Source organism: Lysobacter sp. KIS68-7, assembly GCF_021284745.1.
Lineage (GTDB): Bacteria > Pseudomonadota > Gammaproteobacteria > Xanthomonadales > Xanthomonadaceae > Noviluteimonas.
The window spans coordinates 1,802,225-1,814,501 of the sequence record NZ_CP089925.1; the positions used below are offsets into that span (position 1 = coordinate 1,802,225).

Consider the following 12,277-nt stretch of genomic DNA (forward strand, 5'->3'; position numbering starts at 1 on the left):
GAGCATAGCGCCAAGCGATGCGAAGGCTAGGTCAGAACGCGATCCGACCCGACATCACCAAGCCGGCGACCAGGCCGCCGATCCCGCCCAGCGCGCCGACGATCATCCCGATGCGACACATCAGGCGCTCGCGACGACGGCGGCGGGCGGCGCCTTCGGGGTCCAGGCGCGCTTCCATCGCGTGCCGGCGGGCCATGGCGCGCGGCTGGACCACGGCTGATTGCCAGAACACGACGGCCATGAACGCGCAGGTGGCGAGCGTGGGCACCAGCCAGCCGTGCGTGGACGCCGCCGTCCACAGCATGGAAGCGAGGAAGCCGATGATGGCCACCACGTTCACGATGGCCGAACGGATCAGCGCCCGACGTTCTTCCGCATCCATCGCCTCGCGCAGCTGTTTGCGCAGGCCCCACCAGATGCTCCCGAACGCGGCGACGAACGCGAACCCGATGCTGCCGGCCGCGCCGAGCAGGATCTGCCCGATCGTCTTCGCGCCGACCGCGCCCGCGCCGAGCATCGTGGCGGCGGCAGCAGGCGGACTCGCGACAACGAGCGCGCTGGTCACCACGGTCGCGAACGCCGAGGCCGGTGCCGAACTCTTCGCGAAATCCGCGAAGCGCGTGAGCAGGTCATCGCGCACTGCCTGGCGTGCGCGCGACAAGCGCTTGCGCACGGCCGCGTCCGACAAGCCCAACAGCAGCGCGACCTGTTTCGAACTCTGGCCTTCGCGGTAGTAGAGCAGCAGCGTTTCGCGGCTTTCCTCCGGCAGTGCGGAGATCACGTCCGCCGCGGCGGTCTGTTGTTCGGCATCGATCAGCGCATGCAAGGGCGAGGGCGCAGGATCGGCGGCCGCGGCGATCGCGGCTTCCATGTCGTCGGCCGGATACGGCGAACGCATCTTCGCGCGCTGATGGTCGCGCGCGAGGTTGCGCGTGATCTGCCGCAGCCAGGGCAGGAAGCTGTCGGGATTCTGCAGGCGGCGCAGGTGTTGCCATGCGCTGATGAAGGCGTCCTGCGCGATGTCCTCGCTGCTCGGCACATCGCGGACGATGGCCAGCGCGATCGCGGTGACGGTGTTCTGGCAGGCGGCGACGATGCGCCCGTAGGCGGCGTGGTCGCCTGTGCGGGCGGCCGGGAGGTCGCGGCGGATCAGCAGGTCGATGGTGGTGTCCATGCTGACTCTGACGCCGCCGCGGGAAGGATGTGACCTTACTCGACCGACAGGACCCGGACCACGTGCCAGTCGGCCTCGATGCGACGGACGAGCAGGGTGCGGACCTGGGTGCTGGGGCGGCCGTCGGTGCCGGTGCTGGTGACCGCCAGTTCCACCGTGCCAGTGCCCGAACCGTCGGTGCGCCAATTCTTGACGTCGAGCCCCAGGGCGTCGGCGGTCAGGTTGCCGGTGCAAGCCAGGCGCACGTTGGCCGGGTGCTTCCATTGCGCGATCACTGCATCGCTCGCCGGCGTGCCGTCGATTTGCAGGCAGACGACCTTCGCGTCGTGCACGTCCAGCTCGGTCGTGGCGAGCGTGGTTGCGAGCACGGGCGGGGTTTCGACGGCGTAGGCGCCGGGGACGGGTTCAGCGGGTACCTGCGTCGAAGCGGCGGCGGGCGCCTGTGGCTTGCTCGCGGCGTGCACTGCAGGCTTCGCGACATGCGCCACTTCACCGGTCGAGGTCTTGCGCGATGCACTCCACGCCAATGCGACGGCCACGACAATCGCGATCAACAACGCGATCTTGTAGCGGAACGCGCGCTTCTGCGGCGGCGGTGCCGCACTCGGCTCGGGCAGGCCCGCGTGCATCGACGGCGAAAGGAAACTGTCGCTGCCGCTCGCGCGCGTGGTCCCGAGCAAGCCCGCTTCGCGCAGCAACTGGCGCGCGCGCGGCTGGTCTTCGGACTTGATCACCCAGACCGCGGGCACGGGGCCTTCGTCGTCGCGATACGTGCGCCGCCCGCCCCAGCCGCCCTTGTAGGAACGCGGGTGCGTGATGCGGACTTCGATGCCGTGCTCTTCGAGGAACTTCGCGATGCCTTCGACGTTCTCGAGGCGCGGGCTTGCAAACACCTGCCGCATGTCAGCCCTTCTCCGCGACGCGGATCACGCCTTCCTGCGCGGTGCTCGCGACGAGCTTGCCGTGGCGGTCGAACACCAGGCCGCGCGCGAGACCGCGTCCGCCCTGCGCCGTCGGGCTGTCGATGGAATACAGCAACCACTCGTCCGCGCGGAACGGGCGATGGAACCACAACGCATGATCGAGCGAGGCCATGATCACGTTCGGCTGGTAGTAGCTGATGCCGTGCGGGAACGTGGCGGTGCCGAGCAGGTGGAAGTCGGAGGCGTAGGCGAGCAGGGCGCGATGCAACTCGGGCGCATCGCCGACGCGTTCGGAGAGCCGGAACCACACGTGCTGGTAAGGCGGGCGCTTCGGCGGATTCAACTCGTCGCGCGGATACACGTGGCGGAATTCGAACGGCCCCTGGCGCGAGAGCCAGCGCTGCACTTTCGAGGGCAGGCGCGCGAGCGTTTCGGGCGGGAGGTCGGGGGTAGGCGCGATGTCCTCGGGCTTGGGGACTTCGGGCATCGAGAGTTGGTGTTCGCCGCCGGTTTCTTCGCGTTGGAAGGAGGCGGCGAGGAAGAAGATCGGTTGGCCGTGCTGGATGGCGGTGACGCGGCGGACGGAGAAGCTGCCGCCGTCGCGGGTGCGGTCGACCATGTAGACGATGGGGGCTTCGATGTCGCCTGCGCGCAGGAAGTAGGCGTGCAGGGAGTGGGCGCTGCGGGCGTCTTCCACGGAGTCCATGGTGGCTTGGGCGGCGGAGAGGGCTTGGCCCAGAACCTGGCCGCCGAAGACGTATTTGGTGCCGATGTCGCGGGATTGGCCGCGGAAGAGGTTGTCTTCGAGGCGTTCCAGCGAGAGGAGTTCGATCAGTTCGGAGACGGGGGCGGTCATTCGCGCAGTATAGCGAGCGCGGTTTAGAGCCTCGGCTCCGGAGGGACGGACCGCCACGCCCTCGGTTATCGCGCCTGTCGGAGCGCCTCCAAGCCGCATCCTGCAACCGGAGCTCCGCCCGGGTGGCCATCCATGGCCGCCCTGCAGTCGCGATAACCGAGTGCGTGTCGGTCCTTCACCGCGATTTGGAAGCGCAGGGCGCTATTCGATGTAGCCGCGGAGTTCTGCGTTTTGTTCGCGCAGTGCGGCGATGCGGCGGTGCGCTTCTTCGAGGTCTTCGGTGTGGTCTTCGGACCAATAGGTGGTCTGGAGGATCTTGCCGACGTCGCTCCAAAGCTGCGTCATGAACCAGGACAAGGCGTAGGGGCGGAGGATGAAGTCGTGTTCGCTGGCAACAGTGCCAGGCTCGACGAGGCGCGACATCATGCGCAGGTGTTCGTGCAACTTGATCAGGGCGAGGTGGGCTTCCTCCGGGATGCAGAAGACGGTCGGTTCGCGGTGACGCAGGGTGGGCGCGGGTTGCATTGGGACCTCCAACGATTCGTGGGGGCGCTTGCGCCGCACGAACGGCGCAAGGAGTCGGGAGGCTGATATCCGCATTAGGACGGAATGACGTATTCCCTCTTTCAAGGTCTTTTATTGGCCATCCTCCCGACGCAGGAAGCGCGCCGGCACTCCGACGTTGAGCGCGTCGGTCTAATGCGAGATATCAGTCTCGATGCTGATCGTGAATTGCCCTTGCGTGCACGCCTATTGGACAGCGGCGCAACTTCAGGCGGATGCGTCCCGAAGCGGACTGGAGGCGTCCGCAGCTCCAGCGAATGGATCAGAAACAGGTCGCGAGCGCGTTCGAGTGCGCTTGGAACGCACTCGGAGACGTCGGCAACGCGTTCAAGTGGGTTCCGAACGCACCCGGAGACGTCGGCAACGCGTTCAAGTGGGTTCGGAACGCACTCGGAGACGTCGGCAACGCGTTCAAGTGGGTTCGGAACGCACTCGGAGACGTCGGCGATGCGTTCAAGTGCCTTGCAGACGCAATCGAACGCCCTTCAAGCGCACTCGAACGGGCCCAGGACCCAAATGGGTGCGTTGGGAACGCGTTCGAAGCACTGGCAAACCCGTTCGAGTGAGCGCAAGTCCCAATTGAGAGGTCGAGTGTCCGCTTTCGGCCAGAAGCGGACATTCGTCGTCTTCAGTTATTGGAGTACGCCGCACCGCTCGTCTGAATTGCGACGAGAATCCGCACACCGTGGCAAACAGGTCCATATTGAGTGGGCTAGCTTGCGAATCGGTTTACTAAGCCCTCTCAGAAGCGCCCTTGCCGCCACGCCCCTGAGGCGAGAATTTTGCGGCCCGAGGAAAGCGCAATGGAGTCCCCTAGAAGCAAACTTCGACGCCGTGCCAACGTCGTCGTCCGAAGTCTCGCGCCGCACCCCGCACCTTCGCGGACGGGATGGCCGCCCTTGTCTGAAACACCCTTGCTACGCCGGCGCCAAACTGACGCGCCGCCTTGGCATCTGGATGAATCCCCGCACGAATGGAAGCGTTGAGTCCGATCTCTTGAAGGTGGCCCGTCATGCATGCGCAACATGCCCTCTCCGCGGTGGAACTGGAAATCCAGTCTTTTGCCACAACGCTCAACCGCTGCTTCCGAGAGGCGGGTTGGGATGTCGTGGGTTCGTATGCTGAAGAAGCGTGGCCTGCATCGGAAAGAGCTGGTGCGCGATGGCCAGAAGTCAAATCTCGCGTCCGCGCAGCTTGGGAAGCCGGCGCCGCGGCGCGTCCACCCAAAGGTCACCGCGTCCTGGCGAATGAAGTTTCGACTCTTTGACCGTTGACGCGCCTCCTAGCGGAACTGCGCTATCAGCCAGAAGCGGAGACTCGCGAACGCCGAAGTGGGTGGTCGAACCTTCTCGTGCCGACTTCAAGCGACGGTGGCGGCAGATTCTGGAGCTCACCGAGCACTGCGATACAAATCTCGACCGCTTGTCTTGCAGCCGTCTCCACGCTGGTTGCCATGGGACTCGTATGGCCTCCGGCAACCAGCGCAGACACCAGGATCGCCGCCGAGAGCTTGTCGGAATCTTCGACTCGATCTTGATGGGAAGGGCGCTGTCATCCGCCAGCTCAGTGGAGTTTCACGGGGATGGGAGCGTAAAGGGCCTATCATCATCTGGCACTCGATTCGTACTTCTGGTCGTGCCCCGAGCCCCCGTGCAGCTCCAACTGGAGATTGCACCGTGCTCCAAGTCTATTCCCATCGCGACATCCCATGGATCCTCGTCCGGGGGCAGCCCACTTCTGCTGCAACGCGAGCATTTGGTGTTCTGCGCCATGAGGGGGGATTCCCAATTTGCCGCCTGACCGACTCAGAACAACGCCTCGTCCTTCGCGAGATCGCAGAACACGCGTTTGCCCGAGTCCCGAAGGCGACTGCACAGAGGCTGCTATCAGTGCCTACTAGGTTGCTCAAGAGACGATCAACTCGTTGGTTCTCATTCCGTGCGCCGTCTCCCCAGGCCGGTTGAACGAAAGAACAGTGGGCGCCAATCAAAACGAGACCTAGTTATGAACTGCGACAAGTTCCGCCTCCCCAATGTTCCAGCACCTCCCGCCATGCCACGGGAGGTTCCCGGGAGGACATCGTTTTTAAGGATTGGATCGAGGCCAGAAAACCTGACGAAGGCAGAGACAGAGGTCCTGACTGAAGAGAAGCGAAGGCTTATCGAGCAGATCGATTCGAGGCGAATCCCCATAACCATTACGAATGCGAAATGGTCATTGAAGATTTCTCTTGGTACCCGTTAGAAACGCATGCAGGCGATCACCTGCGATGTGGAACCAACGGGATTGACTACGCCAGAGTGGCCCCGGCGGGCCCTCACGATGAGTGGGTCGCCACGGTCAACTTGCATAGGCCAAATAACGAGCGTCGAAGCGCAACCTTCGACAGCAAGGACGAAGCCAAGGCCGGCGTACGTGAATGGTTGTGCGGCGCACTCGCCAGCAGGACGATGAAGTAAGTCCGCAGGCATGCGGCAACGGGAAACGGGGCTAAGGCCCCGTTTTTCGTACTGACTTCAAACCGTCGATGACGGCGGCAGCTTGCGGAGCTCTCCGAGCACGGCGAAATAGATCTCAACCGCTTGTTTTGCAGCCATGTCCACGCTAGTTGCCATTGGACTCGTATGCCCTCCGGCAACCAACGCAGATGCCAAAATCGCCGCCGAGCGCTTGTCGGAATCTTCTATTCGATCTTGCCGTTGATTGGACCATTCATTAGCCATCTCGTTCTCCAAGAGCGCGCAAACACTCGACAATTCGAGCAGTCCAAGCAGCGTGGCATAGTCGGGATAAAGTCGGTGGGAAAGGCTCTGTCATCCTCCAGCTCACGCAAGGTGGTCACCACCTTGGGAACAGATTGCTGGGTGCACCAGAGGATTCCCCATGATGACCCGCGACCTCGATCAACCACATTCGTCCCAAGGCTCGTTGGCTTCGATTGGCCGGCAACAGCTATTGGAGGCCGAAATGCGCGGCCTTGCCGTAACCGAGGAGCGCCACTCGAAATATCGGTACGGCGAGTTCGTGTATGACAACTTGGAGTCTGCGATGGCATACGCCAGGCTACAGCGCGACAGAACGCTCCGCCTGCCGGATTCGCGATAGATTCGCAACGATTCGTGCGCCGCTGATCACGTTGGCGTAGCTCACGGTCAACTCACGTCACGTGGCGCAACCTGCCATGGCATTACGACGCAATGTCGTAACGGCCACTCAGCGGCGCTGCACGCCCCCCCATTCCTTCCTCCGCACTGAGCCCCGCGTTCCTGTCGCCTCGACAGGAGCCACGGCTTCGGCCGATTCGCGAGCTCGCAATTCTGCGGTTCGTACTTCAAAGGCATCAACTTCTATGAACACTGTCACCAACACCGTTAACACCAAGAACCTCGTCGATACCGCTGCTGCCAACGGGTCGTTCAAGACATTCGGCAAGGCCATCGAACGCGCTGGCATGAGCGACATGCTGCGTGGCGTGGGCCCCTTCACCATCTTCGCCCCGACCGACACCGCATTCGAGAAGCTGCCTACCGGCAAGCTTGATAGCTTGTTCAAGGACGAGAGCAAGGAAGAGCTCGTTTCGCTTCTCAACTACCATGTCGTCAGCGGCCGCAAGCCCATCGCCGACGTCGGCAAGTGGGAGGCCGCCAGAACCGTCAACGGTCAATCCGCCCCGATCACGATGACGAAGGACCAGGTCAGCATCGATGGCGCGCTCGTCACCTCGGCTGACATTACGTCCAGCAATGGCATTCTCCACGGCATCGACAAGGTCAATATTCCGACCAAGAAGTAATTGGTGTCGTGACCAGGCGGCGGGCCTCATGGCCCGCCGCTTCGCTACCGAGCACCAGAGGACTGCGCCATGACTACCGTTTTCTCCACCATGCAAAGGCATATGAAGCGAGTCTTTGCCTTCAGCTCGTCGGCATTACGCCCAGGTCGCGGAACACGGACGTTCACCTTGCGCGAACTCCTGAAGGAATTAGAGGGTGCCCGCAGCCGCGCCATCCTTGCACCTCCAGATCTGACGAAGCTGCTGGCAGTCGTCAGTGGCGATCTCGCCGTTGCCGTCCGCTATCCGGAGCGCCGCGGCGGACCGGACACGCTTAGAACGATGGGCGCTTGGAACACGCGCTACAACCACCTGCGTCGTTATCTGCCACGCGAGTAAGTGACTTGGGATGGGGTCACGGCTTGATCACGGCCGTCGGCTCATCGTGCGTCGATCCAGCCGCGCCGTTCGCGCTTCTCGACATCCCGCCGACCTGCGAATTGCCCCGCGCGCACGCGCGCCGGTTTGCAGGAGAAAGGCGAAATGTCATCCACCTATTCAATGGTGAAGTGGCGCCCCTGGCGTTGGGCCTCCGCTGGCTTTTCCGCCGACCCCAAGACGCCTCAGCCATTGCTTGCCGCGCACGGTCCGGACGAAGCGTGCGATCGCGCATTGGCTGCTGCCGAGAACGAAGGCTGGCCGCTGACGACGACGCGGCATGAAATTCGAACGGAGGCCAACCCGTGACCCATCATTCGGCTGGCCACCGCAGCCCGGAGATGAATCGATGCATCGCAAACTGCACGGAATGCCACGCGGTTTGCATCGAGACGATCAGTTACTGCCTGTCGAAAGGCGGCAAGTATGCGGCCGAACACCACATCACGTTGTTGGCTTCATGTGCCGACATTTGCCGCACCAGCGCAGACACGATGCTTCGTGGTGCAGGTGTTCATTCGTACACATGCGCAGCGTGCGCATCGATCTGCGAACAATGCGCAGATTCCTGTAGCCGGCTGGACGATCCCGAGACGTCCAAGTGTGCTGAAGCCAGTCGCCGCTGCGCGGAAAGCTGTGCAGACATGTCCCCGAAATGAAGTATCAATCGCTGACGCAGCGCCGCTCTCGTGCACGGGCAATCCTGTGGAACCTCCTCGGCACGGCTTCCGCGACAACGAGGGTCGGCTGGCCAAAGCTATCGGCTACGCCCCTGTGCAGGCGACGCTCGGCCGATGCTGACCCTTGGCATCCCGACGGCCCGCCGGACCCATGGAAGCGGTAATGACGGGTGGTTGCTCCCGGAACGGACGCGGCGGGTGCCTGGTCCAAACGTGATGTCCGCTTTGGGTCGATAGCGGTCACTCAGACTCCCGGAAGCAATCGAAAGGACCGACTGTCCGCTTTCGGCCAAAAGCGGACATTCAACTTTCGCTAGAGCCATCCCGTAAAGCGGGAAACATGACTCTTCTGGAATGCTCCACCGCTGTCGGTGTCGAGATGAATCAGATATCCACGTTCTTGCAGCTTGGACTGACCCGTGACGACTCTGCATGTAACGCGACGGGGAGAGTCTTGGGTGCACATGGAGAAGTAGTAGTCATCGTCGCCGGCACGAACGACCTGGCCTTGCAGGTTCTTATCCATTCCGACCTCCAGGCGAGACGGATCTGGCGAGACCTCATATGGCGTAGAGGTCGGCAGGCCAGCTGATGCCAGAACCAACACGATGGGTGATTCACATGCGCACGGAGTGGCCGAGAACGACAGAAGCGAGAAGCCGACAAGTACGGCGACTGTGCTTGCCGCAAGCCCGGAAGCTATGACCGTTCTCTGCATGGCTTTGAATGCCTGATAGACCGGACGGGAGGATCGGGACTGCAAATTACGGGACTTAGTCCCGGCTAACAAGGCGATGCATGGCCGGTCTACTGGGCAGCGCCTTTGAATGTCCGCTTTGGGTCGAAAGCGGTCACTCAGAGGGCGCGGAAGCCACCACATGGGCCAGGAGCTTGCTTTCGGCCAGAAGCAGCCATTCTTGCCTCCACTGAGCAAGTGGTTTAGCGGCTTTGAGCCGGTTGCTTGCCAGGCATGACTGTCTCGCGAAGCAGGTTCTGAAATTCCCAAGCAGAGACGAAAAAATCGTTCGACCGGGGGAAGAGGACTGGCGCCTTCTGTACCCCGATAAGGTGGCACTTCAACGACTCGAAGCGATCAGTCTTGAGGCCCAGTGTTGTCGCTGGCTTTCCATTTGCGTACTCGTCGTCGTTGGCTTCCAAGTCGATAAACGAGTACACGGTGTAACGGTAGCGCCCTGGAGTGGGTTTGCACTCCCTCCCTCCGTCCTCGGCGCACTTGTGCAGACCTCCATACCCAATGCTGTGATACGCGCGGCCGTTGGCGCTGCCCTCGACTGAGCAACGCACCTGAAGCTGGCGATCCCAGTCTTTGAAGTATTTGAGAAGGTCAGTTCGGCTGGAAATGCGGAACTGGATCACCTGCCTCGGCACGTGTCGGCTTTCGGCAAACACATCTTCGGGAAAGATTGCTTCGTTCTCGAGAACTTGAATGGAGGCGTCTTCGAGTGTGACGTCAACCCGGCCGGGACCGAAGGGCAGGGGATTCGTGCAGGAAACAGCGGCGAGTGACAGGAGGCAAAGAACCCCGCGACGAAGCATGGCTGTGGCGCCTTGGCCTATAGACGGGCGCAGAATAGTCGAACGCGTGACCTCTTTGGCTCGAAAGCGATCACCGAGGCGCATCGGTATAAACGCCCGGGACATACCGCTCCATGAGGGTCCGGGGGTGGAGTGGGGCAGTGAAACCATACTGCGCGTACAGCCCGTGCGCGTCGCCCGTGGCGAGCGTGAAGCGCCTGAGTCCCTGGAGCCTCGGGTGCGAGAACACGGCATCCATGAGCACCTTGCCGTAGCCCTTGCCGCGGTGCTCCGGGAGGACGAAGACGTCCACCAGGTTGGCGAACGTGGCGTAGTCCGAAATGACGCGCGCGAATGCCACCTGGGTATCCGCGAGGTAACCGCCGAAGCAGAGCGAGTGCTCGACGGAGGTCCGCACCAGGGCGAGTGGAATGCCCTTGGCCCAATACGTTTCCTCCGAGAGGAAGCGATGGATGAGCGGGATGTCCAACTCGGCCTTGTCGTTGGAGATGCGAAGGTCTGTCATTGCGTCACCCGAGAGTCCCTGCAGCACAATATCTTGATGTCCGCTTAGGGTCGCCAATAGCGGGCAATAACGAATCGCTACGCATCAGGCAATTGGCCATCCATGGAATCTTGCCATCCATTCTCGTAGTAGTGCTCGCTATTGATAAGTAAGCACAGTGCATTGACGCGCTTCATGACCAAGCTGATGCCGTGATGGGTTGCGCCATCGTCCAATGACATGCGGACGGGCATGTCTTGGTTCTCGAATGTCTGCAGTTCCTCAATGAGCTGTCGGATCGTCTTGCCAGACGTCACCCACTTAGGGATTGGATGTCTAAGATCTTTCATGCTGTCTAACCCTCGACCGGACATCGCGCTTCGGCGCGAACGAATGGCGGCTAATTGGAGGCAAGTAGTTCCTGCCGCAGCACACTGATCACCACGCCATGCGCGACGACGATGGGGCTGCCATCGTGAACGGTGAATTCGAATCCCGGCCTCAGTCGTCCGGCCTGCAGGTCCGGCGCCAGAAACCACAACTCCGCCCTTGCGGATTGACCTGGCTGGACCTCTTGGCAGTCGAGGAACTCGATATGCGCGTCGTTGAACATCGTATGCCCGAGATGCTTTAGACCGAAGTCATTGTTTGGGCGCCAGCCACTCCGGCGTCCTCGAACCAGGCCGGAAACAAGCGTGATGTCAGCGAGCAGGTCGGGCGGAGATGGCGGTCGCGTCCGGCGAGGCGCGAGTTGAGCCACGCCTACCTGAAAAAGAAAGTACTGGCCCGGCTGCATCAAGTGTGGCGCGTGCTCACGCCACCAGTTCGCCGCGACCGGGTCAACGTCAGCGAGGAGATGGATGGCTGCTTGTGCTTCGACCAGGTATCCCGACCCGCGCGCGGTTCGACGAAACATGCGGGCGAACCATTGGCCGACGCGAGTTCGAGGGCGCGTCAGAACGCCGAAGGTGTGATGAGTGTGTGCGTGCGAGCAGGTTTGTGCGAGCGGCAAGGACAGGCCGACCCATGTCTGCCGGACCCACAGGGGCGCTTCCCCAGGGGGCGTCGATGTGATCAGGATGGAGACGTTGTCGCAAAGGTTCATGCGAGTTCATCAGCGCGGGTCATTCGTGCAGCCTACCGGACCACGTTCAATTTCGGCCAGAAGCGGTCACTCGTTCCCTTGACTAGTCAAGCCGGCACCAGAAGGCGAGCGTGTATCTCCCCAAGTCAATCGACTCCCAATCTGCGGGCTCGTGGATTGGCATGTCCAGAGTGACGGTCCTGAGGTCGATGTGCGCAGGGAACTCGGACAGGACGATGTCCGCCGCATCCTGACCCAGCTTGTGCGTGGCCCGAAACGCGGGGCAAGTGCTGACGACCTGCTCGGCGCCGACACGGATTTCAGTGCGGGCTAGCAGCGCATCGTTGTTGTCAAAGAGAGCCAAGTCAACGCGCATCGATGCTTCTCTGGTTCCAAGTGAGGGAAGCCGTAAGGGATGACCGCTTTCGGCCAGAAGCGGACATTCGGCGTCTACAGGTTGTGCAATGGAAACCAGACGCCGCGGATCACGATAGGGCCGGCATTCGGAACGACGTGATTCTGATCAAGGGCGCTGAACTCCACGTCCGATAAAACTTCGACGATCTTCTCGCCCGGGCGCGGGTACCCGAAATCGCTAAGCAGCTGCATTGCGTCGTCTTGCGACGCAGCGGTGACCCCGTACCCGAAGCCCGGGGTTGTCGTGAACCAGAATGGGATGAGCAATTCTCGGTGCATGGGGTTGGAGTGAAGTCGAGAGCGTGGAGCGAGTGTCCGCTATCGGCCA

General features: G+C 62.1%; 15 protein-coding genes. 4 read left to right on the forward strand and 11 right to left on the reverse strand.

All coding sequences use genetic code 11. From position 1 onward, the window contains the following. Positions 1-31: 31 nt before the first annotated feature. The 4 genes from LVB87_RS08675 to LVB87_RS08690 all read right to left on the reverse strand — a co-directional run bounded on the left by LVB87_RS08675 (position 32) and on the right by LVB87_RS08690 (position 3,478). Positions 32-1,174 carry a sigma-70 family RNA polymerase sigma factor gene (locus LVB87_RS08675; RefSeq protein ID WP_232897590.1) on the reverse strand — a complete coding sequence of 381 codons (1,143 nt, stop codon included), beginning with the start codon at positions 1,172-1,174 and terminating at the stop codon, positions 32-34. Between the two features lie 35 nt (positions 1,175-1,209). Then, positions 1,210-2,076, reverse strand: coding sequence for a hypothetical protein (locus LVB87_RS08680; protein ID WP_232897591.1), 867 nt, complete (start codon positions 2,074-2,076; stop codon positions 1,210-1,212). A gap of 1 nt (position 2,077) precedes the next feature. Beyond that, entirely contained in the window at positions 2,078-2,953 is an 876-nt protein-coding gene (locus LVB87_RS08685; protein ID WP_232897592.1) for an acyl-CoA thioesterase II, read from the reverse strand. Between the two features lie 201 nt (positions 2,954-3,154). Next, complete coding sequence (locus LVB87_RS08690) at positions 3,155-3,478, reverse strand: hypothetical protein (RefSeq protein ID WP_232897593.1); 324 nt, start codon at positions 3,476-3,478, stop codon at positions 3,155-3,157. Between the two features lie 296 nt (positions 3,479-3,774). Between LVB87_RS08690 and LVB87_RS08695 the strand changes: the two genes are divergently transcribed. The 4 genes from LVB87_RS08695 (at position 3,775) to LVB87_RS08710 (ending at position 8,036) form a co-directional block, all read left to right on the forward strand. Further along, positions 3,775-4,083 (forward strand): hypothetical protein, encoded by a 309-nt coding sequence (locus tag LVB87_RS08695; RefSeq protein ID WP_232897594.1) that lies wholly within the window; start codon positions 3,775-3,777, stop codon positions 4,081-4,083. 2,783 nt (positions 4,084-6,866) lie between these two features. Beyond that, entirely contained in the window at positions 6,867-7,310 is a 444-nt protein-coding gene (locus tag LVB87_RS08700; RefSeq protein WP_232897595.1) for a fasciclin domain-containing protein, read from the forward strand. A gap of 69 nt (positions 7,311-7,379) precedes the next feature. Further along, complete coding sequence (locus LVB87_RS08705) at positions 7,380-7,688, forward strand: hypothetical protein (RefSeq protein WP_232897596.1); 309 nt, start codon at positions 7,380-7,382, stop codon at positions 7,686-7,688. Positions 7,689-7,832: 144 nt separating this feature from the next. Beyond that, positions 7,833-8,036 (forward strand): hypothetical protein, encoded by a 204-nt coding sequence (locus LVB87_RS08710; protein WP_232897597.1) that lies wholly within the window; start codon positions 7,833-7,835, stop codon positions 8,034-8,036. A gap of 684 nt (positions 8,037-8,720) precedes the next feature. Here the strand turns inward: LVB87_RS08710 and LVB87_RS08715 are convergent. The 7 genes from LVB87_RS08715 to LVB87_RS08745 all read right to left on the reverse strand — a co-directional run bounded on the left by LVB87_RS08715 (position 8,721) and on the right by LVB87_RS08745 (position 12,141). After that, positions 8,721-8,933 carry a hypothetical protein gene (locus tag LVB87_RS08715; protein ID WP_232897598.1) on the reverse strand — a complete coding sequence of 71 codons (213 nt, stop codon included), beginning with the start codon at positions 8,931-8,933 and terminating at the stop codon, positions 8,721-8,723. A gap of 413 nt (positions 8,934-9,346) precedes the next feature. Further along, the gene (locus tag LVB87_RS08720; protein ID WP_232897599.1) at positions 9,347-9,964 is read right to left on the reverse strand and encodes a hypothetical protein; all 618 of its coding nucleotides are present in this window, start codon (positions 9,962-9,964) and stop codon (positions 9,347-9,349) included. Between the two features lie 70 nt (positions 9,965-10,034). Beyond that, positions 10,035-10,469: a GNAT family N-acetyltransferase gene (locus LVB87_RS08725; RefSeq protein ID WP_232897600.1), complete on the reverse strand. Its 435-nt coding sequence runs from the start codon at positions 10,467-10,469 to the stop codon at positions 10,035-10,037. A gap of 77 nt (positions 10,470-10,546) precedes the next feature. Further along, the gene (locus tag LVB87_RS08730; RefSeq protein ID WP_232897601.1) at positions 10,547-10,798 is read right to left on the reverse strand and encodes a hypothetical protein; all 252 of its coding nucleotides are present in this window, start codon (positions 10,796-10,798) and stop codon (positions 10,547-10,549) included. 50 nt (positions 10,799-10,848) lie between these two features. Then, the gene (locus LVB87_RS08735; RefSeq protein WP_232897602.1) at positions 10,849-11,553 is read right to left on the reverse strand and encodes a hypothetical protein; all 705 of its coding nucleotides are present in this window, start codon (positions 11,551-11,553) and stop codon (positions 10,849-10,851) included. Positions 11,554-11,635: 82 nt separating this feature from the next. Further along, a complete protein-coding gene (locus LVB87_RS08740) occupies positions 11,636-11,908 on the reverse strand; it encodes a hypothetical protein (protein ID WP_232897603.1) in 273 nt (90 codons plus the stop codon). A gap of 74 nt (positions 11,909-11,982) precedes the next feature. Continuing rightward, complete coding sequence (locus LVB87_RS08745; RefSeq protein WP_232897604.1) at positions 11,983-12,141, reverse strand: hypothetical protein; 159 nt, start codon at positions 12,139-12,141, stop codon at positions 11,983-11,985. Positions 12,142-12,277: the final 136 nt, after the last annotated feature.

Bases quoted from the DNA above. Each gene is read 5' to 3' on its own strand.
- LVB87_RS08675 (WP_232897590.1), bottom strand. From the start codon at position 1,174: ATGGACACCACCATCGACCTGCTGATCCGCCGCGACCTCCCGGCCGCC.
- LVB87_RS08680 (WP_232897591.1), bottom strand. From the start codon at position 2,076: ATGCGGCAGGTGTTTGCAAGCCCGCGCCTCGAGAACGTCGAAGGCATC.
- LVB87_RS08685 (WP_232897592.1), bottom strand. From the start codon at position 2,953: ATGACCGCCCCCGTCTCCGAACTGATCGAACTCCTCTCGCTGGAACGC.
- LVB87_RS08690 (WP_232897593.1), bottom strand. From the start codon at position 3,478: ATGCAACCCGCGCCCACCCTGCGTCACCGCGAACCGACCGTCTTCTGC.
- LVB87_RS08695 (WP_232897594.1), top strand. From the start codon at position 3,775: ATGGATCAGAAACAGGTCGCGAGCGCGTTCGAGTGCGCTTGGAACGCA.
- LVB87_RS08700 (WP_232897595.1), top strand. From the start codon at position 6,867: ATGAACACTGTCACCAACACCGTTAACACCAAGAACCTCGTCGATACC.
- LVB87_RS08705 (WP_232897596.1), top strand. From the start codon at position 7,380: ATGACTACCGTTTTCTCCACCATGCAAAGGCATATGAAGCGAGTCTTT.
- LVB87_RS08710 (WP_232897597.1), top strand. From the start codon at position 7,833: ATGTCATCCACCTATTCAATGGTGAAGTGGCGCCCCTGGCGTTGGGCC.
- LVB87_RS08715 (WP_232897598.1), bottom strand. From the start codon at position 8,933: ATGGATAAGAACCTGCAAGGCCAGGTCGTTCGTGCCGGCGACGATGAC.
- LVB87_RS08720 (WP_232897599.1), bottom strand. From the start codon at position 9,964: ATGCTTCGTCGCGGGGTTCTTTGCCTCCTGTCACTCGCCGCTGTTTCC.
- LVB87_RS08725 (WP_232897600.1), bottom strand. From the start codon at position 10,469: ATGACAGACCTTCGCATCTCCAACGACAAGGCCGAGTTGGACATCCCG.
- LVB87_RS08730 (WP_232897601.1), bottom strand. From the start codon at position 10,798: ATGAAAGATCTTAGACATCCAATCCCTAAGTGGGTGACGTCTGGCAAG.
- LVB87_RS08735 (WP_232897602.1), bottom strand. From the start codon at position 11,553: ATGAACCTTTGCGACAACGTCTCCATCCTGATCACATCGACGCCCCCT.
- LVB87_RS08740 (WP_232897603.1), bottom strand. From the start codon at position 11,908: ATGCGCGTTGACTTGGCTCTCTTTGACAACAACGATGCGCTGCTAGCC.
- LVB87_RS08745 (WP_232897604.1), bottom strand. From the start codon at position 12,141: ATGCAGCTGCTTAGCGATTTCGGGTACCCGCGCCCGGGCGAGAAGATC.